The sequence below is a fragment of the Petrotoga sp. 9T1HF07.CasAA.8.2 genome (assembly GCF_002895585.1).
Lineage (GTDB): Bacteria > Thermotogota > Thermotogae > Petrotogales > Petrotogaceae > Petrotoga > Petrotoga mobilis.
Genome location: NZ_AZRI01000012.1, coordinates 72,316 through 96,826, shown reverse-complemented (window position 1 = coordinate 96,826; position 24,511 = coordinate 72,316). Strand labels below are relative to the sequence as shown.

Below are 24,511 nucleotides of genomic sequence, written 5' to 3'. Positions count from 1 at the left end.
GTTGGGGGTTAAACAATGAAAGACTTGAAGGTATTGGTTGCCGAGGATGAATATCTAATTTTAATGGGGTTAAAAAGTAACTTAGAAAATTTAGGATGTAAAGTAGTAGGAGAAGCTACAAACGGTAAAGAGTTGGTTAAATTAGCTTTAGAAAAAAAGCCGGATATGATTATAGCCGATATAAATCTACCTGTTATGGATGGTTTGGAGGCATTAAAAAGGATAAGCGAGAAGGTTTTTATTCCCACATTGATTGTAAGCGGTTACGATGATGAAGAATTGATAGATAAAGCAAAAAATCTGGGAGTATTGGGGTACTTAATAAAGCCCATAGACGAATCAGATTTGAAAGCCGAGATTGAAATCGCACTTTCGAGATTTGAGGATATCAAAAATTTAAAAAATGAATTAGAAGTAACCAAAGAAACTTTGGAATCGAGAAAATTAATAGAAAAAGCTAAAGGTATCATAATGGAAAGATTACGATTGAACGAAGAAGAAGCCATGAAGTTTTTGCAAAAAAAGAGTAGAAATTCCAACCAAAAGTTAGTTGATGTAGCGAAGGAGATTATAGAAGCTGACAAGGCTTTTAGAATTGATTAAATTGTATACGGGAGTTTATTTTCCATCTTTTATTTCTTCTACTTTGTATTCCATAATGTTATTTAAAATATTTTTGTCGTCTCTCCATTTGTCACGAACCTTTACGTAAAGATCGAGGTAGACTTTTCTTTCAAAAAGTTCTTCGATGTCTTGTCTTGCCAATTGGCCGATCTTTTTAATCATACTTCCGTTTTTACCTATTATAATAGGTTTCTGGCTTTTCTTTTCGACATAAATTTCTGCTCTCACGTACAAAACGCCGTTCTCTCTTTCTTTCAGTTCTTCTACAACTACTCCGCTTGAATGAGGAATCTCTTCCTTTGTTAAATGAAAGATTTTTTCCCGAATTAACTCAGAAATGATGAATCTTGACGGTTTATCCGTGATCATATCTTCTGGGTAGTATTGAGGACCTTCGGGTAATAAATCTATGATACTTTGTTTTAATTCAAAAAGATTTTTACCCGTTAACGCTGAGATTTCAAAGGTTTTAACTATATTTGAACACAAATTTTGTATTTTTTCTGTCATCAGGTTAATTTTCTCTTTATCTTTTACTAGGTCAACTTTGTTCACAAGAAGAATGGTAGGAATTCTTGATTTATCAACTATTTCAGCAACTCTCAAATCCGAATTTCTTAAACCATCCTTTGCATCTATCATAAAAAGTATCAAATCAACGCCTTTCAAAGCGTTTATTGCTATATTGACCATGTATTCTCCGATTTTTCTTATAGGTTTGTGAATGCCCGGTGTATCGACAAAAACTATTTGATAATGATCTTCCGTTAATATGCAGTTTACTCTATTTCTTGTGGTTTGTGGCTTGTCAGAAACGATGACCACTTTTTGGCCCATCAAAGCGTTTATCAATGTTGATTTTCCTACGTTAGGTTTTCCTGCCAAGGCAACAAAACCACTTTTAAAACCTTCATTTTCCATCTTTTCCTCCACAAATTATATTTGATAAAATCACTTCATTATTCATATTCTAGTTTAGTATTAAGCAAAAGTCAAGTTATAAACGGTAATTGTCAAATGGACATCCCCAATGGATGTAACAAAGGTGGTACAAAAGTATTATTTGCACTCTGAGTGTATTGTTGAAGATATCACTCCTTTTTTATGAGGAGTGATATCTTTTTTTCACCTTTTTTCAAGTATTTCACTAATAATTTTTTATTATAAAGCAGCTTAATGTTATAATTTATAAAAAGAACATAAAAAGTACATAAAAGAAATCTGTTAAATACTCAGACTAGTAAAGTTAATTACCGTTAAAATTAAAAGGAGCGAGCGATATGACTAAAGAAGAAATTAAATTTTTCGATGCATTAGAAGACATTTTTGTTGGGGCAAAGGTAGAAGGAGAATCGGGCTATATTAATTTAATGAGGATCAAATCAAATTACTACAAAAATGGAGTATTCCCAAAACTAAAAAAAGATATAGATGATGCCTTAAAACCGTTTCCTAAGTTCAGGGGAGAATTATTTGATAAACTTTATACATTTTTCAATAGATATTTCTCTGAAACAGGTTCAATCTACTTCAGGTACACACCATTTCATCAAAATGTTTACGAAAAGGTATATACAGACGATAAAGATGTCATCTTATTCTGGAAAACACACATGCTGTATTATGTTAAAACGGATAGATTATTCAAAAATTTAGAAGTAGAAATAGACAAGCACAAGTATTATTTTGATGTTTCGACATTAGAGCATAAAAAAGCGAATGAAAAAAGAGAAATAATATACGAGTTTAAAGAAAAAAGAAAAGACGGAGTAATTGTTTTCAATGTATTATACTCGGAAAGAGGAAGAAAAACAAAGATCGATGATATTTTAAGATCCTTGAAAAAAGAAGGGATAACAACAACTGAAGAAGAGTTAAATAAAGTATTCAGAGTCTTTGAAAAACAAAGTGAAGTAGATTACTTTATAAACAAGAATGCAAAAGAATTCTTGAAAGAGCAGTTCAATATTTGGTTATATCAGTATGTCTTTTCTGGAGAGAGTGAATGGACAGAAGAAAGAATAAAAGAATTGCAAGTACTGAAAGACATAGCCTTTAAGATAATAGATTTCATTTCACAATTTGAAGATGAGTTGGTAAAAATATGGAACAAGCCAAAGTTTGTAAAAAATAGCAATTTCGTTTTAGCTTTAAGAACCTTAAAGAAATTAGTTGATGAGAAAGATTACGACCGCATTAAGGAAGAAGTTTTCAAAAATATTCGTGCTAATAGTGAATATAAAAAAGACATTATTGAAACGATTAGGGAGATTTACAAACAACCTCTTCAGAAAGTTTATGTAAGTAAAGTCTTGATTAACGGTGAACTATTTAAGCTGGAATACATTAAGGTATTTGACAACGATGGAGAAAGAAAAACTTATTTAAAGAAAAACGAAAGAGAAAAATCTTTTAATGAAGAATTGTTTGATAGAAAAGAAAAAATTAAGGGTTTCATGGCAACGTATTCATCATCTTCATTGGTAAAAGAAGTAAACATGGAAAATGCTTATATAGATTCAAAGTATTTCTCAGACGATTTTAAAAATAACTTACTAAATGTCATCTCAAAAAAGAATAATTTGGATGATGTCATAAACGGCTATTTAATCAAATCGGATGCTTATCAAGTATTACAAACCGCAAATAAGTTTAAAAATCACATACGATTAATTTACATTGACCCTCCTTTTAATACGGAAAGTAGCAGTTATGCATTCGTTGATAAATTTAAGGATTCTACATGGTTATCAATGATGAAAGATAGAATTCAGTTAGCCAAAGAATTTCTAACGAAAGATGGTAGCTTTTATATTCACTTAGATCACAATTGTAATTTTTTGGGACGTTTATTGATGGATTCTATCTTTAATAAAAAGCCCGATAAAGAGATTATTTGGAACACAGGCGAGGCTCTTTCTGGTTTTAAAACGCAAGCATTAAACTGGATTAGGCAACATGATACTATTCTTTATTATTCAAAAGATAAACCATTGTTTAACAAAATGTGGGTTAAGAATAGTGATGATAATATTGCTAGTCTTGGTTGGTTAGACGTATTCAAGAACGAAGCCGATGAACTCTTCGTTTACAAGTACAAGCAAGGCGGGGATAAATTAGAAAAATTTATGCTTCCCAAATTTGATACAAAATCAATCGGCGATATGTGGAATGATGTTTTGTCGATGATGTATACACAAAATATGACTAGAGAAAACTGGGGTGAAGATAATACTCAAAAAACAGAGAACTTACTTAGACGAATAATTCAGTCTTCGACAAATGAAGGCGACATGGTTTTTGATTATTTTGTTGGCTCAGGTACAACCGTAGCAGCTGCTCATAAATTAAACAGAAAATGGATTGGCGTGGAGATGGGTGAGTACATTGAAAGTATTGTGTTAAAGAGAATGAAAACAGTATTGTTTGGCGACATTCGGCCTAAGTTATCAGAAGACTTAAACTGGCAAGGCGGTGGTTTTTTCAAATACTACGAGCTTGAACAATACGAAGACACATTAAGAAAGGTAAAATATGAAGATTCTACACTCTTTGATAATCCGTATGAAGATCCATACAATCAATATGTTTTTATGAAAGACTTAAAGATGCTCGAAGCTCTTGAGATTGATTATGAAAATAATAAGGTAAAAGTAGATTTATCTAAGCTATATAAAGATATAGACATCGCAGAAACATTGTCTAATTTAACTGGCAAATGGATAAAGAAGATTCACTCGGACTACGTGGAATTTGAAGATGGTGAGAAAATAAATTTAAAAGACTTGGATTATAAGCTCATAAAACCTCTGATTTGGTGGTGAACAGGTTGGAAACATTATTACAAGATATGATAGAAAATATACGTTTTGAAGATTTACCGGTTACGTGGAATACTTTTGATTTTGAAGGGTTTTCAGAAAGTAAAACTCTTTGGGATTATCAACAAAATGCAGTAAGAAATGCTATCAAGGTATTATGGAAGTATTTTGAGGATTTTGTAGATTATCAAAATAACGAAAGTTTGGAGATGAACAAAGTAAGAAAAGAAAAACTTTTTAATTGGTACAAAGACAATGGCCTAGATAGTGATTTTGATTTTAAATTGACAAACAAAAGCAACTACAAACTTTTAACAGAATATTACCCTCAAGTAGATGATAACAGGATCTCTTATGAGAACTTTATCAATCGTATGAGTTTTTGGATGGCTACTGGAAGTGGTAAAACGCTTGTTATCATAAAACTAATTCAAATTTTATCAGAATTAATTAACAGGGAGGAGATCCCTCCACACGATATTCTCGTTTTAACCCATAGGGACGATTTGATAGAGCAGCTTAAAAAGCATGTGGATGAATTTAATAGATCTAACGAAAATAATATATATTTGCATGAGTTAAAAGAATACTCTGAGATAAAGCGAAATCCTCAATTATTTGGGACAAGTATTTTTTATTACAGATCTGATAATTTAAGTGACGAGCAAAAAGATAAGATTATAGATTTCAAAAACTATGATAACGATGGGAAATGGTACATCTTTTTAGACGAAGCTCACAAAGGAGATAAAGAAGATTCCAAAAGACAGCATATTTATTCTATTATGTCAAGAAATGGATTTTTGATTAATTCATCAGCAACGTTCATAGAACCAAGAGATATAGTTACATGTGCTTATGAATTTAATCTTTCAAGTTTCATAAACGCAGGATATGGTAAGCATTTAAGCATTTTAAAACAAGAAATAAGAGCATTTAAAAACGATAAAGAAGATTACAACAAGGAAGAAAAACAAAAGATAGTTTTAAAATCGTTGATTCTTCTAACTTATGTGAAAAAGTTTTATGAAGAAATTACCCATATCCAAGCTGGTTTATACCATAAACCGTTACTTTTAACACTGGTTAATTCTGTTAATATAAAAGATGCCGATCTTAAATTATTTTTTAGAGAACTTGAAAAAGTAGCAATTGGTGAAATCGATCTTGAGATTCTAAAAGTGGCAATTGACGAGCTTTGGGAAGAGTTAAGGAAGGAACCACACTGTATGTTTGAAAAAGGCCAAAAAGTAAAGGTAGAAGAATCCATACTAAAGAGTATAACAAAAGAAGAAATATTAAAATATGTATTTAATTCAACCGTTCATGGGGAGATTGAAATAATAATTAGACAGTCCAATAACCAAGAGTTAGCCTTTAAATTGAAAACTAGCGATACGCCCTTTGCATTAATAAAAATAGGAAATATATCTGAATGGTTAAAAAGTGAGTTATTAGGATATGAATTCCAGGAAAGATACGAAGGTGAAAGTTATTTTGAAAATCTGAATAAGGAAGAATCTGATATTAACATTCTTATGGGATCTCGAAGTTTTTACGAAGGTTGGGATTCCAACAGACCTAATGTTATTAATTTTATTAACATCGGAACTGACAAGAGTGCAAAGAAATTTATTCTTCAATCTATCGGTAGAGGTGTGAGAATAGAACCCATAAGAAATAAGAGGAAAAGAATATTGCAGCTATACAATGCCAAAGAAATTGATCAAGAAGTGTTCAACGCAATCAAAAACAAAGTTTTACCAGTGGAAACTCTATTTATCTTTGGAACGAATAGAAAAGCTTTAGAAACTATTATTCAAGAGTTAGAGCAAGAAAGAAAAAAAGATGGCGAGAATCAGCTAACACTTTTTGAAAATGACAAAATCAAAAAGAAAGATTTGCTTATACCAATCTACAAACAATCAAAAGTGCCAATTTTAGAAAGGAAAGAACAGATAAAATTTGAAATTTCTTCTGAAGATCTCGAGTTACTATCTAAATTAGGTGAGTTTATTACCGATGATAGAGTGTTTCTAATGAGATACGAAACGGAACCAAAGAAAATAAAATTTTTGAGGGGAAGTCTAAAAGAGCGAAGCAATTTTAATATCAAAGAGAAAACCATTAAAAATGTAGATTTGCTCGTTCAAAGGTTTTTTAATTATCTTAACCTTGCTCCGAAAGATTTTCAGGGCCTCAAAGAATTAGACGAAGAAATAAAACATTTTAAGGAAATCAGAGTATATTTGAAAAATATTTACGAGATACAAAATAAGATTGAAAAAGTTAAAAACTCTACGAAGTTTATGAAAGAAGTAGAAGAACAATATGGAGAAATACCGCAGGAAGAATATTTAAAGAAAGTGAAAAGTATAAGTGAGGAGGAAGAATTTGAAAGTGGAGGTCAACGAATCAAAATAAAGTATATTCCTAATCACTATTACGTTCCACTCATACTATCTGAAGATGAAAAAATAAAGTATATAAACCATATTATAAAAGTACCAAGTGAAGTAAAGTTTATAAGCGATCTTGAAAATTATTTGAAAAGAGAAAACAATAAGTTCGAAGAATTCGATTGGTGGTTTTTTAGTAAATTAGATGAAAGTTTAGATGAAATCTATATTCCATATTATAATCCCAACATAAATAAAATGAGTAAATTTTATCCTGATTTTATTTTCTGGCTAAAAAGAAGAAACAACTATTATATTCTTTTTGTAGATCCAAAAGGAACTGAGCATTCAAGCGCTTATAGAAAAATCGATTGGTATAAAAAATTATTCGAAGAAAATGGCAAAGAGAAAGTTTTCGAATATAACGAATTCAATGTGAAAATAAAACTATTAATGAAACCAGAAGATCCTGCTAAAGTGCTTTCGGAGTATAATAAATACTGGTTTGATAATATTGAAAACATGTTGAATTCTTTAATGTAGAGCTAGTTCCACGTTTTGCCTTCACATTAATCCTAAATTAAATATGTTATAATTTCAGTAATATTATTTATCATAATCTAAACCAAGGGATTTTGGAGGGTAACCTCCAAAATCCCTTCTTAAAAAGTAATTACGAAGGAAGGCAGAAAAAAGAAAAATGGGAGGAAAATACATTTTTGGAAAAAGTTGGTGGGGCAAAAAATGGGTAGAGGCCTTAGAAAATATCGACAGGGATACTAACAGGTTGCCACGCGGTAGAAGTTACGCAAAAAAAGGGGCGGTTTTGGAGATTAAAATTCAAAAAAACTCTGTAATATCAGCAAGGGTTCAAGGTACGAGACCGAATCCGTACAGAGAAAAAATCGCTTTACCTTCATTTACGGAAGAAGAGAAAGAAAAAATCAAAAAAATTCTAAGTGAAAGGTTGGACCTTTCTGCGATGTTAATTGGTGGAAACCTTCCAGAAGAACTTTTAGATATCACCGAAAACATGGGAATAAAGTTGTTCCCAAAAAGTTGGAATGAGATAAACGCACATTGTTCATGTCCCGATTGGGCAAATCCTTGTAAACATTTGGCAGCCGTTTATTATATTATAGCCGATGAGATAGACAAAGACCCTTTTTTGATCTTCGAAATGCACGGCATGAAAAAGAAAGATTTGATAGAAATCGCTAAAGAGACAGAAAAAACTTCTGATTCTATATTTACAGATAAAAAGGAAGAACCTACCAAACCGATGGAACAACCAGATCCTTCGTATGAAAAATATGAGATAGAAAAGGTTATAAACCTACTACCTGATGAAGCCTATTTTTACGATGGAAAGAATTTTAAAAACCTTCTGTTGAGAATGTACAATCAGTTATCGAAAGCAATAAACGAAGAAGATGGAAGGGTAGATGAAGAGTTTAACCCATATTTCAAGGAGACAGAGATAAAATTTATTTATTCTCCCATTACTCCATATATAATTTTAGAAGGTGAACCGTTAGAAAAATTAGAATGTAAAAAAGAAAAGGACTATTTTACGGTGCATTACGAAGATTTATTTGATTTATTTGGATCGATACCTCTTGTGGAAACCGATGAGGACAGTGAAGCATCACTATTTTTAAAAAGATTGGTTTCTTTCGTATACAAGCTTATAGATATGAAGGCATTTATCCCCACTCCACAAAAGATAAATGAAGAAGATTTTGTTATCGATTACTCACCTGTTTACTTTAACGATTATGTAAGAGATTACGTTAATTATTTGAGTTCTATCGTCCCCGTGGATCTAATAATCAACGAAAAAGGTCAGTATATGAAAAGGGATAAAATCGTTGAGTATCTTGTATCCCAGTATCTTAAATATCTCATAAAAAAGTATTACAAATCAGAAGTGAAGAATAAAATAACCGATGTGTTCTTTGAATCCAAAGTGTACACCGCCCAAAAGTTTGAAGAAAAAAGAACCTACGAAAGTATAAAGAACTATCTTGAACCTTTACTTTTGAGGCAAAGCAAGTATCAATTGGTTATTAGTATAGAAGATATGGGAGAGTTGTTTTTCAACCTATCACTCGATATCTACCGAAAAGATGAGCCTTTTGATACTTACCAAGATATAAAAACTTTCTTTGAAAGCCAAGAAGATGGAAAGTCAGAGGTCTTGAAAGAGATAGTAACCATTGCAAAATACGCGGAATTCTTTGGAGAGTTTTTAAAGAAAAAAAGTTCTAAAATAATGGTCAATACGGAACAATTATCTGAAATAATGATAAATGCGATGCCCATATTAAAACTTCTGAACGTTGAAATACTAGCTCCAAAAGGACTCCAAAAGGTTTCGAGACCAAAACTTGTCCTAAAAGCAAACTCTACAGACAGCCACGTATCCTTTTTATCTTTGTCCAAGCTCATACGGTTCAATTACGCTGTACTGATAGGAGATTCAGAAATTTCACTCGAAGAGTTCGAAAAGTTGGCAAAAAAATCAAAAGGAATAGTTAAGATAAAAGAAAATTACGTGTTTTTGGCTGCCAACGAGTTTGAAGCTATTATGGAAAAAGTGAAGAATATAAACTTGACCTCAGACTTCGAAACGTTGAAAGTTATACTTTCACAAGAGATGAACGGGCTTCCCGTGATATTGGATAACAACCTTCAAAAGTTTTTAGAAGAATTGAGAAAAGTTTCTCCAGTAAGGTTGCCAAAAAATCTTAATGCGGAGTTGAGGCATTATCAAAAAACTGGATTCAGGTGGTTGTACACGAACTTAGAAAAAGGTTTCAACGTTTGTATAGCGGATGATATGGGGTTGGGTAAGACGGTCCAAGTTATATCAGTAATTCTCAAAATGAAGGAAGAAAAAGCCTTAGAAAATCCTGTTTTAGTGGTATGCCCAACGACGCTTGTTGGGAATTGGTACAAGGAGTGTAAAAAATTTGCACCTACTTTGAATGTAAGTATTTACCATGGAAGCGATAGAAAGTTTGAGGATAATTCAGATGTAATTATAACAACTTACAGTGTAGTGAGAAACGAGGTTGAATTTCTAACGAAAAAAGAATTTTCAATGGTTGTTATAGACGAAGCGCAAAACATAAAAAATTCGGATGCCCAACAAACCAAAGCGGTAAAAGCCCTCCGCGCTCCAAAGAGGATCGCAATGACAGGGACTCCCATAGAAAACAGATTAACTGAATTATGGAGCTTATACGATTTTCTTATGTCTGGATATTTGGGCGGGAAAAATCGGTTTGTAGAAACCTTTGCAAAACCTATTGAAAAATACGGGGATACAACAGCAACCAAAAGATTACAAAGTTTGATAAATCCATTTTTGATAAGAAGAATTAAAACTGATAAAAATATCATAAAAGACCTTCCAGAAAAGTTCACATACGACGAATATGTATACTTAAAACCATCACAAATTGCGCTTTACAAAGAGGTTGTTGAACACGTACAAGAAGAGTTAGAAAAAATGGAAGCTGACGGTATACAAAGAAAAGGATTAATACTTAAAATGTTGACTTCACTCAAGCAGATCTGCAATCATCCTGTTAACTACACTAAAAAAGGAGCCCTTTTACCGGATGATTCTGGTAAAACAGAGAAATTATTGGACTTACTTCAAAATATTGTAGACAACAACGAAAAAGCGGTACTTTTCACCCAATACAAAGAGATGGGAGATATATTAACGAAGATACTTACAGATAACATTAAGATAGAACCTCTATTTTTTCATGGAGGGCTCAACAGAAAAAAGAGAGACGAAATGATAAACGACTTTCAAACAAAGCATAGATACCCAATTATGATCCTGTCTCTAAAGGCTGGGGGCACTGGATTAAATTTAACTGCGGCAAACCACGTTATACATTATGACCTTTGGTGGAACCCGGCAGTGGAAAGCCAGGCAACCGATAGAACTTTCAGGATCGGTCAAACCAAGGACGTGATAGTTCATAGATTCATCACCTTAGAAACCTTTGAAGAGAAAATAAATGAGATGCTAGAAAAAAAGAAAGAATTATCTGAAAATATTATAAAAACAGGAGAAAGCTGGATAACTGAGTTGTCTAACCAGGAGATAAAGAACTTATTTAAACTGGGTAATTAAGGTTTAAAACTATTTTCTTATTAATTCCATAAAGGAGATGGAAAAAGTGAAAAGTGAAAAACTACCGTTGAAAACTAAGTTGTTCTATGCGTCGGGGGATATTTTTGGTGGCGGTGCTTTCAATATAATAAATTTTTTCTACGCTATCTTCCTTACCGATGTCATTGGTCTAAGGATGCAGTATATTGCTCCCATTCTTTTAATTGGTAAGATCTGGGATGCGGTTACAGATCCTTTAATGGGATTCATAAGCGATAATACAAGAACAAAGTTTGGCAGAAGAAGGCCTTACTTGTTGGCAGGAACCTTTTTGATCTTTATATCTTTTTTCATTCTTTGGTATCCGGCAAGTTTTCCTAATCAATTGGGTAAATTCATTTACGCACTAACGGCATATATAGCTTTTACAACCGTATTTACAATGGTTATGACTCCTTATACTGCTTTAGGAGCCGAATTAACGTTAGATTACAATGAAAGGACATCTTTAAATTCATATAGACTTGCCTTTTCGATAGGTGCGGGTTTGGTTTGCGCAGTGCTTCCAATGTTAATTGTGAATGCTTTTTCTGATATTAGGATAGGTTATATAGTTATGGCAATAACGTTTGGTTTAATCTTTTCAACTCCATGGATAGGTGTTTTTATGTTCACCAAGGAAAGAAAAGAGTTCTCAAAAGAGAAAAGTACCTTCAACTTTTTCAATATGTTTTTTGAACCTTTTAAAATCAAGAGCTTTCGACTCCTTATTGCTATGTATCTTCTAGCTTACTTATCGATAGATGTAGTTTCAACCATTTTTGCGTATTATACTAAATATTATATTGGAAATGAAGGTTTACTTCCCATAGCTTTAGGTGCTCTTTTCATAACTGAAATTATTTTTATCCCATTTTATGCCTTTATTGCTAAAAAGACATCCAAAAATATCTCATATATTTTAGGTGCTTTAGTTTGGTGTGTTGCTGGATTCATTCTTTTTACATTTTCCCCTGATGTAACGATGTTCCAGGTAATTTTAATGGCTGCAATAATAGGTGCAGGGGTTTCGGCAGTCGCAGTTATGCCTTATACTATATTTGGTGATGTAACCGATGTTGCTGAGTTAAAATTTGGTAAAAGAGAAGAGGGTACTTTGAGTGGCCTGATGACGTTTGTTAGGAAAGTGGCATCTGGCTTGGCTGTTGCAGGAGTTACCTTTTCATTAGGATTAGCAGGATTTATTAACCCAATAGACGGTGTAGAGCAGCCTCAGCCTGAGAGTTTTTTGTTTGCATTGAGATTTATAATTTCTTTCGTCCCAATAATCTTATTGATTTTAGGAATAATTGCAGCAGTTAGATATCCTTTAAATCCAAAAAGACATGAAAAATTAAGAGAATATCTAGAGGCGAAAAGAGCAAATAAAACAATAAAAGAGGAATTAGAAAAAGAAATAACTGAATTGAAAAAAGAATTGATTTAAAGTAAGAGAGGGAGATAACTCTACATGAGCAATGACATTAAAAAAGATGGAAAAAGTAAGGAAATTATAGAAGATATACTTAACCAGATAGAAAATACAAAAATAAGATTCTCTTCCAAAGAGTAGGTAGAAAAAATGAAATATGAACAAAGGATTAAATAATATGGTATCATTTAGTAGAATTAAAAGAATTATTGAAGTAGAAAATACTCTCGTGGAGAAAACACATAAAAGAAAAGACTTTAATCGCAATATCTAAGGTAAAAATTAAAGATATTCAAACTAATCTGATTGTAGTGTTCACTTAAGAAAAAGAAGGAATAAAAATAGTAACTACCTATCCATGTAGAAACATCGAGAAAGAAATAAGCAAAAAGGAGAATATTAGATGGGTGAGAATATAAAAGTTTGGTTTGATGAAGATGCTGATATACTTTATTTATCGCTTAAAAAAGGGGCTGCAATAGATTCCGAAGAAGTATCAGATAATGTAAGAGTAGAATATGACGCACACAACCAAATTATTGGAATAGAAATTTATCACATATCAAAAATGGTGGCTAAGAATCTTGCAAAAGAGCTGAAGGAATCATTGAAATAATTTTTTGTAGCATGGCTCTCTATCACCTTTAAAAGGTTTAAAACTCTCTGAATTTGCGTTATTGTGCAAATAATGTTTTTAAATAATTTTGATTTTGAACTTCGGGATCTTAAGGGGCTTGACTCTTTAACGCTTGATGGGTATGTCCGAAATACGGACTTCCGTCAGATAAGGAAGATGGGACTAAACATGATAGAGATATAAATGCTGGTGTTAGCATTAGGCAGTTTGGATTAAAACAGGCATTCGCAACACAGTCTTACGGCAGATAAGGAAACAGCTGGTCACTGTATAAACTGATTCTATCCCATAAATCCAAAAAGGCATGAAAAATTAAGAGAATATCTAGAAGCGAAAAGAGCAAATAAAACAATAAAAGAGGAATTAGAAAAAGAAATAACTGAATTGAAAAAAGAATTGATTTAATGCAAATGGCTATGGCCATTTTTTATAAAATAAGGAAAACTAAGTATTTACTAAATAAAAGCCTCTAATCGATGATAAATAACTGTGATTGGTTGTAAATGGTTATAATTGACCTTGACAATATAAAAACTTTAATATACAATTAGTTTTAAAGTTTCTAAATTACGTAATTTGTAAAGTTTTTTAAAATAGTGGAAGAGTGAACTAGGCTTAAGACTCAAAGTTAATAAAAGCAATAGGGTGGAGAAGAAGAGAAAACCTTAGTAAATATTAGTATATCTAAAAGTGGGGAACCACTCGAGGATAGAAAACAGTATTTATTGAGGTTTTTTGTTTTGTAGTCAGGTAATGGTTAAGTGAAAATAAGGGATATTGAAATTAGTTTGTTGTTTTCTATCTTGTTAAAAGGAGGTGAATTAATACTAAATTCTGGGTTCTCCTTAAAAAGCAAAAATCTATTGGAGGTGAGTTTTGTGAAAAGGACGGTTATGATTGTATTGATGGTTTCTTTGTTAGGGGTTTTGTCTTTTCCTGTAACCATAGAATTTTGGCATGCGATGAGCGGAGACAGGATAGCTTTGATAGAAGATATTGTGAGTGATTTTGAAGAGGCTTATCCCGATATAAAAGTAAATGTGCAATATTCAGGAAGTTATCCCGAAACGTTGAATAAGCTTATTGCAGGGGTACAATCTGGGAACGCACCCCACATAGTACAGATTTACGAAATAGGCACAAGACTGATGATAGACAGCGGTGTCATTGTTCCTGCCCAAGATTTACTTGATCAAGATGATTCTTATGATGTAGGGGTTTTGTTGGAACCAATATTAAATTATTACACAGTTGATGGGAAGTTGTATTCCATGCCTTTCAATTCATCTACCGCTTTGTTGTATTACAACAAAACACTCTTTGAAGAAGCAGGCTTAGATCCAAATAGACCTCCTCAAACCTACGAAGAACTATTGGAATACTCCAGAATTTTAACAAAGAAAGACTCAAGAGGAAATACAGTGCAATACGGATTAACTTGGCCTACCCATGCATGGGTAATTGAACAATTTCTGGCTGCCGCTGATGCACCGCTTGTTAACAACGATAACGGAAGAACCGCCAGAGCAACAGAAGCTGTTTTCAATAGTGAAGCAGGTTTAAAAATATTTGAACTGTTTGATCAATTGAACAAAGAAGGTCTAATTCTGAACACCCCTAGGGAAGACTGGAGTGCTGCTAGACAAAATTTCATTTCTGGTAAAGCCGCTATGCTCTACACTTCAACATCTGATGTAAAGATTTTTCAGGAAGGGTTAGAAAGTAATGGCTACGAGTTAGGTACAGGCTTTTTGCCAGTTCCAGATGTAAGTGTCAGCGGAGGGCCAATTATTGGTGGAGCAAGCTTATGGTTGATAGCAGGGCATTCAGATGAAGAAACAAAAGCTGCATGGGAATTTATGAAGTTTGTCAATCGTGAAGATCAACAGATAAGATGGCACCAAGGTACCGGATATTTCCCAGTTAGAAAAGATGCCATTCAAAGGCTGCACTATGAAGGATTTTATGCTGAAAATCCAAATTACTTCACTTCCTTATTACAACTATTGCTAGCTAAAAGAGATTTCAACACAGCAGGAGCAGTTATTGGAGTGTTCCCTGAAACACGAGAGACTATAGAAATAGCATATGAAAGAATGGTTGATGGGCAAATGACGCCTGAAGAGGCACTGAGCTGGGCTGAAAGTAGAGTAACAGAATTAATCCAAGAATATAACGAATTTTATCAATAATCTATCAATCACATCTCTAAGATAATTCTATAATTTCAAATGTTATTAATCCAAGGAAGAATTTTCTTCCTTGGATTATTAGGAGGAAAATAATATGAAGTGGGGAAAATATACACCTTATCTTTTGCTTGCACCGACACTAATAATTATTGCCCTTTTTATATATTGGCCTGCAATTAACTCCTTTCTAATGAGTTTTTACAAAATATCTCCATTTGGCGATAAGAGGATATTTGCAGGTTTAGACAACTACATTAAGCTTTTTGAAGATGAGGCATATTGGGATGCTTTAAAGATCACATTTATATATATAGTTTTATCAGTAATAATTGTCATTATTTTAGGCTACCTCATTGCACAATTACTAGATAATAAGGTTTTTGGGGTAAGAATTTATAGAACTTTAATTTTTGTTCCTTATGTTATTTCCTTTACTATTGGAGGTGCGCTGTGGACCTTTATGTTGAATCCGGTTGCAGGGCATGTGAATTATATTCTGTCAAGAATCACAGGAGAAAGTATTAATTGGTTAAATCAAGTGCCATATGCGTTAATTTCTGTTATAGTTTCCAGTGTTTGGAAGATGCTGCCTTTTTCAATTATTTTCTATCTTGCGGGGTTACAGTCCATATCGGAATCAATAATAGAGAGTTCTCTTATTGATGGGGCAAACGTATGGCAAAGGATGTGGAAAATAAAATTTCCTATGCTTTCTCCCATTACATTTTACTTAGTTATTATGAACATTACCCATGGAATGTTTGAGTCGTTTGGGATCATTGACATTATGACAAGAGGGGGACCCTTAGGAAGTACTACAACCTTAATTTACAAACTATATCAAGACGCATTCTTTTTCCAAAAAACAAGTTTAGCAGCTGCTGAGAGTGTTATCTTATTTATTATTATGTCAATTATCACCTTTCTTTATTTTAGATTTGGAGAGAAAAGAGTCCATTATCAATGAAGGGAGTCAAGCAATAATGAGGAAATCGACCAGAGAAAAAGTTAATTATGTTTTTGTAGAGCTAGGTTTAATAATTGTATCTTTTTTCATGTTTTTACCTTTCATACTTGCAATTTCCATGAGCTTTATGGAACCAACGGAGGTTTTCTCTTATCCACCTAAGTTTTTTCCTTCAAGTATCAATTTTAAAAATTACATTACAGCTATACAACTTGTTCCAATGGGCAGAATGTTGTTTAATTCTTTGCTGGTGGCTTCATTTACAACATTAGGAAAGTTAATAACAGGAACATTGGCTGCTTATGCCTTTTCTTCTTTTCGATTTAAAGGAAAGAACATATTGTTTTCCACCCTCTTTGTAACTTTATTTTTGCCTGCCGAAACGGTTATGATTTTACCTTTGTTTATGCTGATGTCAAATCTGGGTTGGGTTAACACCTACTGGGCGTTGATAATACCTTTTACCGCTTCAGCAACCAATACATTCCTATTTAGGCAACATTTTATGACGATTCCTCGCTCTTTAGAGGATGCAGCAAAAATAGATGGTGCTTCAGCTATGCAATATTTTTTCAAGGTGCTTGTACCATTATCGGGACCGATGATCGCCGGGGCGGCTATTATTAATTTTGTTTATGCATGGAATATGTATCTTTGGCCTTTGATAGTTACCATGCAAGATGACATGAGGACGGTACAGGTTGGCGTAAAGATGATGATCTCAGGAGAGTCCAGTAACAATTGGGGAGTGATAATGGCAGGGACACTGTTAGCTGCTTTACCTACCCTTATTATATTTTTTCTACTTCAAGATTTGTTTGTAAAAAGTTTGGTCAGTAGTGGGCTTAAAGAGTAAAGTGGGTTTTCACAAATTTAAGGCGATCTTCTGAGAAAAGCCTATGATTGCCACTATGGTAAAAATGGGCTTTAATTTTTTAAATATCTTCCTAAAATGGGGGAATATTTTTAATATGAATCTATTTTATTTAATCCCAGCTATATTGTTAGGATGGTCTTTAGGTTCCAACAATTCTTCCAATGTATTTGGACCAGCTGTGGCTTCTGGATTAGTTCCGTACAAAAAAGCTATTATAGTATCTGCATTTTTTGTTTTTGTCGGCTCTGTAGTTGGGGGGAGAAATGGGTTAAACACCTTGGGGGCTTTGACTAATTTAAGCGTTGAGTTACTGTCATTAGCCTTATTTTGTGCTTTTTTAACGATGATTTTTATGAGTTTGATTGGGCTTCCTGCATCTGCTACCCAGGCTGTTGTAGGAGCTCTGATTGGTTTAAGTATTCTAAAAGGAACGTTCAATTCAGCCATTTTAACAAGAATTTTTATTTCGTGGATACTTACTCCTATTGGTGCCTTGGTTTTCGCTTTTATATTATATAGACTTTTAGCCCTAATATTTAGAAAATTTTTGGGGATCACAGCCCAAGATAGATTCTTAAAAGTACTAACATGGCTCGCTATTTGTTATAGTGCCTACTCATTAGGGGCTAACAACGTTGCAAACGTTACTGGAGTATTTGCAAACGTTTTATTTACCCCTTTCCTTTTACTCATTATAGGTGGTTTAGCAATAGCGGTTGGAATTTTATCCACAAACAAAAAGGTTTTGTATACGGTAGGGAAAGGAATTATGGAATTGGATCATTTTTCCTCATCCGTATCAATTTTGGGGGCAGGGGTTACCTTGTGGGTCTACTCTTTAATTGGTATCCCTGTCAGTGCCGCACAGGCTACAATAGGTGCCATTATAGGTGTTGGAATAGCAACAGGTACTAGAACTTTTGACACGAGCACAATAATGAAAGTAATATTTGGTTGGGTAGGGACACCTATGATTTCTGGAATTATTTCTCTTACAGTATTATTTCTAATTCAATTATTATCTTAAAAATGTAGAAGCCACTATATCTTCTCTCTTTTTGAGTGTTTTCAGCATACACAACAACTAAGAGATGAAAGTTCGTATCGGTCTAGGTCGTGCGGTTAACCGTTAATCGAAAGAGAAGAGGACCATAGTTAGGTAAAATCCGAAGGTAGTAAATTACGAAGTTATGCGAGGGGGTACACCATGAAACCTTTTTTTGGAAAAAAGGAAGAGAAAGTGATAAAACTTTTTTCTAAACATTTAGAAAAAGTCGAAGAAGGAGTAAACTTTCTCACAGAATTAGTAGAATTGTATGTAACGAATGATATGGAAAAATCTGAAGAATTGTCAAAACAAATATCTAATATAGAAAGCGAAGCTGATACATTAAGGAGAAAAACCGAAAGGGAAATGTATCAAGGAGCCTTTTTGCCAAATTTTAGAGGAGAACTTTTAGAATTAGTAGAAGCCGTGGATAAGGTTATGAATAAAACACAAACCGTTTCAGAAATCTTAGCTTTTCAAAAACCCAAAATACCTGAGGATTTTAAAGCAGATTTTTTAGAACAAAGTCGATTGGTAAAGAAAACTTATAAGTTCTTGAAAAAGTCTATAGAAAACGTATTCGAGAATATAGAAAAAAGTGGTGAATATATTCAAAAAGTCGAATTACACGAACATGAAGAAGATATCTTAGAGAAGGATTTAATACGAAGATTGTTTGAAATAGATAGCCTTGAATTATCGGAAAAATTGCAGTTAAAAGATCTTTTTCTACAGATAGGAGATATAGCAGACAGGGCTGAAGATGCTTCGGATAAATTAGAAATTATAGTTTTAAAAAGAAATATTAAATAAAAAAGTTCGGCTCTCTTCCAAAAAATGTGGGTGGAAAAAATGAAATATGAAACGTACATATTTTACAAGGAGGATTGTAATGGAAAAGTATATTTTATCAATCGATCAAGGTACTACAAGTTCTCGGGCTATAATTTTTGATCACGATGGGAATGTTGTTAGTTTAGCACAGCAAGAGTTTATGCAGTATTATCCTAAACCCGGATGGGTGGAGCATGATCCCAATGAAATTTGGGCAACTACAATGGGAGTTATAGCAGATGCTATGGCTCGAGGGAATATTAAACGTAGTCAGATCAGTGCGATTGGTATAACTAATCAAAGGGAGACAACCGTTATTTGGGATGCAGAAACGGGGAAACCTGTTCACAATGCAATCGTTTGGCAAGATAGAAGGACTTCAAAAATTTGTGATAATTTGAAAGAAAAAGGTTTAGAAGAAGCTATTAAACATAAGACAGGTCTTATGGTAGATGCTTACTTTTCTGGAACTAAAATTAAATGGATTTTGGATAATGTTGAAGGAGCCAGAGAAAAAGCAGAAGCTGGAAAACTTAGATTTGGAACTATAGATACATGGTTAATCTGGAAGCTAACTAATGGAAAAGTTCACGTTACTGATTATACCAATGCATCCAGGACAATGATATACAATATTTTCGATCTTAAATGGGATGAAGATCTTCTTAAAGAGTTAAATATACCTTTTTCTCTTTTACCAGAGGTAAAACCTTCGAGTCAAATATATGGTAATACCGATGTAGATGTATTCGGCGCAGAAGCACCCATTGCTGGAATAGCAGGAGATCAGCAAGCTGCTACGTTTGGTCAGGTTTGCTATGAAAAAGGTATGGTAAAAAACACATATGGCACCGGTTGTTTCATGTTAATGAACACTGGGGAAGATCCTATTGAATCTAAACATGGTTTATTAACTACAATAGCTTACGGAATTGATGGGAAGGTTAACTATGCCTTGGAAGGATCCATATTCGTTACGGGTGCTGCTGTTCAATGGCTTAGAGATGAGTTAAAGATAGTTGATAGTGCTGCAGATACTGAATATTATGCAACTAAAGTCAAAGATAATGGTGGTGTTTATTTTGTGCCGGCATTTGCAGGGCTTGGAGCGCCTTATTGGGATATGTATGCAAGGGGTACAATCGTTGGCTTAACAAGAGGATCTTCAAAAGCACACATTATTAGAGCTACTTTGGAATCTATAGCATATCAAACAAGAGATGTTCTTGAAGCTATGGAGGCCGATTCGGGTATAAAACTTAAAACTCTCCGAGTAGATGGTGGTGCTGCATTAAATAATTTCCTTTTGCAATTTCAATCTGATATTCTTGGTGTAGAGGTTGAAAGGCCCGTAGTTAATGAGACGACAGCGTTAGGTGCAGCATATTTGGCGGGTTTGGCAGTAGGATATTGGAATGGTCAGGAGGAATTATTAAGAAAATGGAAACGGGATGCCCTTTTTACTCCTCAAATGGATGAGGATGAAAGGGAAAGATTGTACGCTGGTTGGAAAAGAGCCGTTGAAAGAGCAAAAAATTGGATTGAAGAAAAATAATCAAATAATTGTAAGTCTGTTAACTTTCACTTAATTTAAGTATGTTAGAATGTGTGGTGAAATAAAAGTTAATAATAAAATGGTGGAGAATAAGAGAAAACCATATCCTAAAGCGAAATTATTTCGTAAAGGGTATGGTTTTTTTTATAATATCAGGAGGTTGGTAAAAGTTGATAGCGGTTATAGGTTCTGGAATAGTAGGAAGTTTAATCGCAAGAGAAATTAACAAATATATAGAAGATGTCTTCATATTTGAGGCAAGAAACGGAATAGGAACAGGTGTCACAAAAGGAAATTCTGGAATAATTCACGGGGGGTATGACGATACTCCTGGAAGTTTAAGGTCAGAACTGTGTTATAAGGGTAATAAATTGTACGATGAGATATCCCAGGAACTTTCTGTAGAAGTGAAAAGAGTTGGATCACATGTTGTTGCATTGAACGAAGATGAGTTAAAAGCGATCGATGAGTTGGAAGAAAGAGCAATTCAAAACGGGGTCAAAGAATATGAGATTTTAGATAAGGTAGAACTATTAGAAATGGAGCCAAATTTAAATAAGAGTGCTTTAAAATCCTTTTATTGCCCTATAGCAGGTGTGACTGAGCCATGGGAAGTAGCTATGCAAGCTACAAAATCGGTAGAGATCAATGGAGGAAAAGTTTTAAAAAATAAGAAACTTGTTGAAGTAAAAAAGAAAGATAACAAGTTTGAATTGTTCTTTGAAGATGGGAGCAATTATATAGCTGATTTAGTTATTAATGTTGCAGGATTGTATGCAGATGAGGTAGCGAAATTATTTGGAGATGAGGTACCTTATATTTTCCCTGTAAAAGGTGAGTATTATCTTTTAGGAAAGGACATAAAGTATGCAAATGCTGTCATTTTTCCAACTCCCTCTAAGTTGACGAAAGGTTGTTTGGTGGTTCCGACTGTGGATGGGGGTTATTTAGCTGGGCCTACTGCTCATGGTGTGAAATCAAAACAAGATCTTTCTACGACTCAAGAAGGGCTTTTAGAAGTCAGAGAAAAATCTTTGAGGTTGGTTCCAACTTTAGATTTTTCAAGGAATGTAATTAAAACGTTTGCCGGTCTAAGACCTGAAACAAAGGAAAAAGATTTTCATATCGATGTAGGTGGAGGGAATGTTATACATGTTTCTGGTATAAGATCCCCTGGATTAACCGCTGCACCTGCGATCGCTAAATACGTTGTAGAATATCTTATTCAAGAAAAGTTACATATTAATTTACAAAAAAGGAAAAATTACATCGGTCAAATAGAAAAAGTTCCACATTTAGTGGAAAAGGATTATGACTACTGGGAAAGAGTCATTCAAGAAGATCCAGATGCTGGAGAAATGATTTGTTATTGTAACAAAATAACAAAAAAAGAGATCAAAGAGGCAATAAAAAACGGTGCAAGAACTCTAGATGATGTTAAATTTGCCACCAGAGCTTCCTTTGGAGAATGTCAAGGAAGTTTTTGCATACCAAAGATATTGAAAATAATCTCCGAAGAGACAGGGTTAAAACCACAAGATATACTTCAAAATGAAGAAGGTTCGTGGATAATAGATTCCGAGGTGAGGATGATATGAAATACGAAGCAGATGTTGTTGTATTAGGTGGTGGTGGTGGAGGAATGGCCGCTGCTAAGGCTGCAGATAAAAATGGCGCCAACGTTATTCTTATAGAAAGGGAAGAAGAAAACGGTGGAGTTTTAAATCAATGTATTCACAATGGTTTTGGGATACATTACTATAGAAAGGATTTAACCGGTCCTGAATTCAAAGAAACTCTTCAAGAAGAATTAACTAATACGAATGTGAAAATATTGAACCGTGCTTTTGTGTTGGATGTAAGTAAAGATAAACAATTGACTTTTGTGAATCATAAAGGCATACACGAGATAAAAACAAAGGCTTTAGTTATGGCAACAGGTGCAAGAGAAAGACATTTTAACTCACTTGCCGTTCCGGGAGATAGGGTCGCTGGTATTTTTACTGCAGGAGTAGCTCAAAAATACATCAATCTTCAAAATCTCAAACCAGCTAATAGCGCCTTGATAGTTGGTTCTGGAGATATTGGATTAATTATGGCTCGTAGGCTCCATTTAGAGGGAATAGAAGTAAAAGGTGTTGTAGAAATCTTGCCATACCCAGGTGGATTGGAAAGAAACGTTCAACAATGTCTGAGAGATTATAACATCCCTTTGTATCTTTCCCATACCGTAACAAGGGTCGAGGGGAATAAGAGATTGAGTAAAGTTTACGTATCTCAAGTTGATGAAAATAGGCAAGTTATTCCAAACACAGAAAAGGTATTTAACGTGGATTCACTCATAACCTCCGTTGGCCTTATACCTTTAACTGATCCTGTAAAATTTGTTGAAACTGGTCCTGGATTTATCACATCCAATACAAATCAAACCTCTGAAGATTGGATCTTTGCAGCCGGGAACTGTACAGTTGTATTTGACTTAGTGGATTATGTTTCAAGAGAAGGGGAAAAAGCAGGTAAATATGCCGCTCTTTATGCACAAAATCAATACTTTCCAGAACAAAAGGTAAAGGTTAAAAAAGGAGAAAATATAAATATATTGCACCCAATGTATATAGATCCCAACGAAAGGACAAAGTTGTACCTTAGAGTCTCAAAAACTTTCAAAAGAGCAGAAGTTACAGTAGAACCTCTTGGAATTAAGTTGGTGGAAGAAGAAGCTAGACCTTCTGAAATGATTGAAATTTCCATAAAGCCATTTAATGATAAAAATCTGAAAGAAATAGAGGTGAGTGCACATGAACTCGGTTGAATATAAAAAAAAGAAAATAGTGTGTACACAATGTCCTTTAGGATGTAAAATAAACGTTGTTTATGCAGATGCGGATGAAATAGAAATTGTAGAAGTTAAAGGGAACAGATGTAAAAGAGGATTAGAATTTGTAAAACAAGAAATTACGGATCCCTTAAGAGTGGTGGTAACAAGCGTTAAAGTAGAAGATGGGGAAATCCCAATGGCTTCGGTTCGGTCTGATAAACCCGTTCCGTTAAGACTTATGCAAGACATAATGAAAACATTAAAACAAGCAAAGGTAAAAGCACCAGTCAAAAGAGGGGACGTTGTTATACAAAATATCTTAGACACAGGTAGTGATATAATAGCTACTAGAAGTGTCGACAGGAAAAAATAAAAAACAAAAAAGTACCTTAAAAGGAGATAATATGGAAGGTTTATGTAATTTAATAAAGAAAAACACGATAATTCCTGCTATCAGAGATTTAAATGACTTAGATGATGCCTTTAAAACGCAATCCCCTATCATCTTCTTGCTTACAGGATCTATATTGATTTTAGAAGATGTTGTGCATGTTGTAAAACGATTTGATAAAAAATTATTTATCAATATCGATTTATTAGAAGGCATCGCTTCAGATAAAAAAGGTATTGAATATTTAGCCCGTAAACACTTATGTGATGGAATAATATCTACAAAAAATAATGCTATAAAAATTGCAATGCAAGAAAATTTAATGGCAATACAAAGAGTGTTTTTGATAGATTCTAACTCTTTGAAATCTGTTGTAAATTTTCTGGAAAAAACTTCTCAACCTGATGCCTTTGAAATATTACCAGCGATAGCAGCCCCTTATTTTTTAGAAAACATAGGAACAAACGTATGCTTAATAGGCGGCGGATTGGTAAGCAAAAAAGAAGAGGTCTTGGAGCTCTTTAAAAAGGGTGTTCACGCTATTTCTACAAGTGCTAAAGACTTGTGGTGAAACGATTATTTTAAAATTTCTATTAAGGATGTTATATACTAAGTCTGCTCTGGGATAATTTTTTTTGAGCGGACTTATTTCTTTCCTCGGAGTGCTCTCTGAACTCCACTATTTATCTTAACATACCCAACATTATATTGAATGGAGATCAAACCCTTACCTTGATAA

At 33.6% G+C, this 24,511-nt stretch carries 17 protein-coding genes; 16 read left to right on the top strand and 1 reads right to left on the bottom strand.

The window, feature by feature from the left end:
* Positions 1-15 precede the first annotated feature (15 nt).
* Positions 16-603 (top strand): ANTAR domain-containing response regulator, encoded by a 588-nt coding sequence (locus tag X925_RS02665; RefSeq protein ID WP_121959053.1) that lies wholly within the window; start codon positions 16-18, stop codon positions 601-603.
* A 15-nt stretch (positions 604-618) separates the two neighbouring features.
* Here X925_RS02665 and era read toward each other — a convergent pair whose 3' ends face one another.
* Positions 619-1,545 carry a GTPase Era gene (era, locus tag X925_RS02660; RefSeq protein ID WP_121959052.1) on the bottom strand — a complete coding sequence of 309 codons (927 nt, stop codon included), beginning with the start codon at positions 1,543-1,545 and terminating at the stop codon, positions 619-621.
* Positions 1,546-1,904: 359 nt separating this feature from the next.
* Between era and X925_RS02655 the strand changes: the two genes are divergently transcribed.
* The 15 genes from X925_RS02655 to X925_RS02585 all read left to right on the top strand — a co-directional run bounded on the left by X925_RS02655 (position 1,905) and on the right by X925_RS02585 (position 24,343).
* Positions 1,905-4,448 (top strand): DNA methyltransferase, encoded by a 2,544-nt coding sequence (locus tag X925_RS02655; RefSeq protein ID WP_121959051.1) that lies wholly within the window; start codon positions 1,905-1,907, stop codon positions 4,446-4,448.
* Complete coding sequence (locus X925_RS02650; protein WP_369973988.1) at positions 4,445-7,387, top strand: DEAD/DEAH box helicase family protein; 2,943 nt, start codon at positions 4,445-4,447, stop codon at positions 7,385-7,387. Before X925_RS02655 ends, X925_RS02650 begins: the two co-directional genes overlap by 4 nt.
* Positions 7,388-7,544: 157 nt before the next feature.
* Positions 7,545-11,003 (top strand): DEAD/DEAH box helicase, encoded by a 3,459-nt coding sequence (locus X925_RS02645; protein ID WP_121959050.1) that lies wholly within the window; start codon positions 7,545-7,547, stop codon positions 11,001-11,003.
* A 37-nt stretch (positions 11,004-11,040) separates the two neighbouring features.
* A complete protein-coding gene (locus X925_RS02640) occupies positions 11,041-12,468 on the top strand; it encodes an MFS transporter (protein WP_237729722.1) in 1,428 nt (475 codons plus the stop codon).
* Between the two features lie 388 nt (positions 12,469-12,856).
* Positions 12,857-13,069, top strand: coding sequence for a DUF2283 domain-containing protein (locus tag X925_RS02635; RefSeq protein ID WP_121959048.1), 213 nt, complete (start codon positions 12,857-12,859; stop codon positions 13,067-13,069).
* 899 nt (positions 13,070-13,968) lie between these two features.
* The gene (locus X925_RS02630) at positions 13,969-15,282 is read left to right on the top strand and encodes an ABC transporter substrate-binding protein (RefSeq protein ID WP_121959082.1); all 1,314 of its coding nucleotides are present in this window, start codon (positions 13,969-13,971) and stop codon (positions 15,280-15,282) included.
* 94 nt (positions 15,283-15,376) lie between these two features.
* Positions 15,377-16,249 (top strand): carbohydrate ABC transporter permease, encoded by an 873-nt coding sequence (locus X925_RS02625; protein ID WP_121959047.1) that lies wholly within the window; start codon positions 15,377-15,379, stop codon positions 16,247-16,249.
* Between the two features lie 16 nt (positions 16,250-16,265).
* The gene (locus X925_RS02620; RefSeq protein ID WP_121959046.1) at positions 16,266-17,105 is read left to right on the top strand and encodes a carbohydrate ABC transporter permease; all 840 of its coding nucleotides are present in this window, start codon (positions 16,266-16,268) and stop codon (positions 17,103-17,105) included.
* A gap of 115 nt (positions 17,106-17,220) precedes the next feature.
* Positions 17,221-18,153, top strand: a complete 933-nt coding sequence (locus tag X925_RS02615) for an inorganic phosphate transporter (RefSeq protein ID WP_121959045.1) — start codon at positions 17,221-17,223, stop codon at positions 18,151-18,153.
* 180 nt (positions 18,154-18,333) lie between these two features.
* Positions 18,334-18,987, top strand: a complete 654-nt coding sequence (locus X925_RS02610) for a TIGR00153 family protein (RefSeq protein ID WP_121959044.1) — start codon at positions 18,334-18,336, stop codon at positions 18,985-18,987.
* Positions 18,988-19,066: 79 nt separating this feature from the next.
* Positions 19,067-20,563, top strand: a complete 1,497-nt coding sequence (gene glpK, locus X925_RS02605) for a glycerol kinase GlpK (protein WP_121959043.1) — start codon at positions 19,067-19,069, stop codon at positions 20,561-20,563.
* 170 nt (positions 20,564-20,733) lie between these two features.
* On the top strand, positions 20,734-22,161 hold the full coding sequence (locus X925_RS02600; protein ID WP_121959042.1) for an NAD(P)/FAD-dependent oxidoreductase: 1,428 nt from the start codon (positions 20,734-20,736) through the stop codon (positions 22,159-22,161).
* Positions 22,158-23,375, top strand: coding sequence for an NAD(P)/FAD-dependent oxidoreductase (locus tag X925_RS02595; RefSeq protein WP_121959041.1), 1,218 nt, complete (start codon positions 22,158-22,160; stop codon positions 23,373-23,375). Before X925_RS02600 ends, X925_RS02595 begins: the two co-directional genes overlap by 4 nt.
* Complete coding sequence (locus X925_RS02590) at positions 23,362-23,754, top strand: DUF1667 domain-containing protein (RefSeq protein WP_121959040.1); 393 nt, start codon at positions 23,362-23,364, stop codon at positions 23,752-23,754. Before X925_RS02595 ends, X925_RS02590 begins: the two co-directional genes overlap by 14 nt.
* Positions 23,755-23,785: 31 nt before the next feature.
* Complete coding sequence (locus X925_RS02585) at positions 23,786-24,343, top strand: glycerol-3-phosphate responsive antiterminator (protein ID WP_121959039.1); 558 nt, start codon at positions 23,786-23,788, stop codon at positions 24,341-24,343.
* Positions 24,344-24,511 lie beyond the last annotated feature (168 nt).

What these genes read in the sequence shown, in the direction of transcription:
- X925_RS02585 (WP_121959039.1), top strand. Translation starts at nt 23,786, where the DNA reads ATGGAAGGTTTATGTAATTTAATAAAGAAAAACACGATAATTCCTGCT.
- X925_RS02615 (WP_121959045.1), top strand. Translation starts at nt 17,221, where the DNA reads ATGAATCTATTTTATTTAATCCCAGCTATATTGTTAGGATGGTCTTTA.
- glpK (WP_121959043.1), top strand. Translation starts at nt 19,067, where the DNA reads ATGGAAAAGTATATTTTATCAATCGATCAAGGTACTACAAGTTCTCGG.
- X925_RS02610 (WP_121959044.1), top strand. Translation starts at nt 18,334, where the DNA reads ATGAAACCTTTTTTTGGAAAAAAGGAAGAGAAAGTGATAAAACTTTTT.
- X925_RS02590 (WP_121959040.1), top strand. Translation starts at nt 23,362, where the DNA reads ATGAACTCGGTTGAATATAAAAAAAAGAAAATAGTGTGTACACAATGT.
- era (WP_121959052.1), bottom strand. Translation starts at nt 1,545, where the DNA reads ATGGAAAATGAAGGTTTTAAAAGTGGTTTTGTTGCCTTGGCAGGAAAA.
- X925_RS02655 (WP_121959051.1), top strand. Translation starts at nt 1,905, where the DNA reads ATGACTAAAGAAGAAATTAAATTTTTCGATGCATTAGAAGACATTTTT.
- X925_RS02645 (WP_121959050.1), top strand. Translation starts at nt 7,545, where the DNA reads ATGGGAGGAAAATACATTTTTGGAAAAAGTTGGTGGGGCAAAAAATGG.
- X925_RS02635 (WP_121959048.1), top strand. Translation starts at nt 12,857, where the DNA reads ATGGGTGAGAATATAAAAGTTTGGTTTGATGAAGATGCTGATATACTT.
- X925_RS02625 (WP_121959047.1), top strand. Translation starts at nt 15,377, where the DNA reads ATGAAGTGGGGAAAATATACACCTTATCTTTTGCTTGCACCGACACTA.
- X925_RS02665 (WP_121959053.1), top strand. Translation starts at nt 16, where the DNA reads ATGAAAGACTTGAAGGTATTGGTTGCCGAGGATGAATATCTAATTTTA.
- X925_RS02620 (WP_121959046.1), top strand. Translation starts at nt 16,266, where the DNA reads ATGAGGAAATCGACCAGAGAAAAAGTTAATTATGTTTTTGTAGAGCTA.
- X925_RS02595 (WP_121959041.1), top strand. Translation starts at nt 22,158, where the DNA reads ATGAAATACGAAGCAGATGTTGTTGTATTAGGTGGTGGTGGTGGAGGA.
- X925_RS02640 (WP_237729722.1), top strand. Translation starts at nt 11,041, where the DNA reads ATGGAAAAAGTGAAAAGTGAAAAACTACCGTTGAAAACTAAGTTGTTC.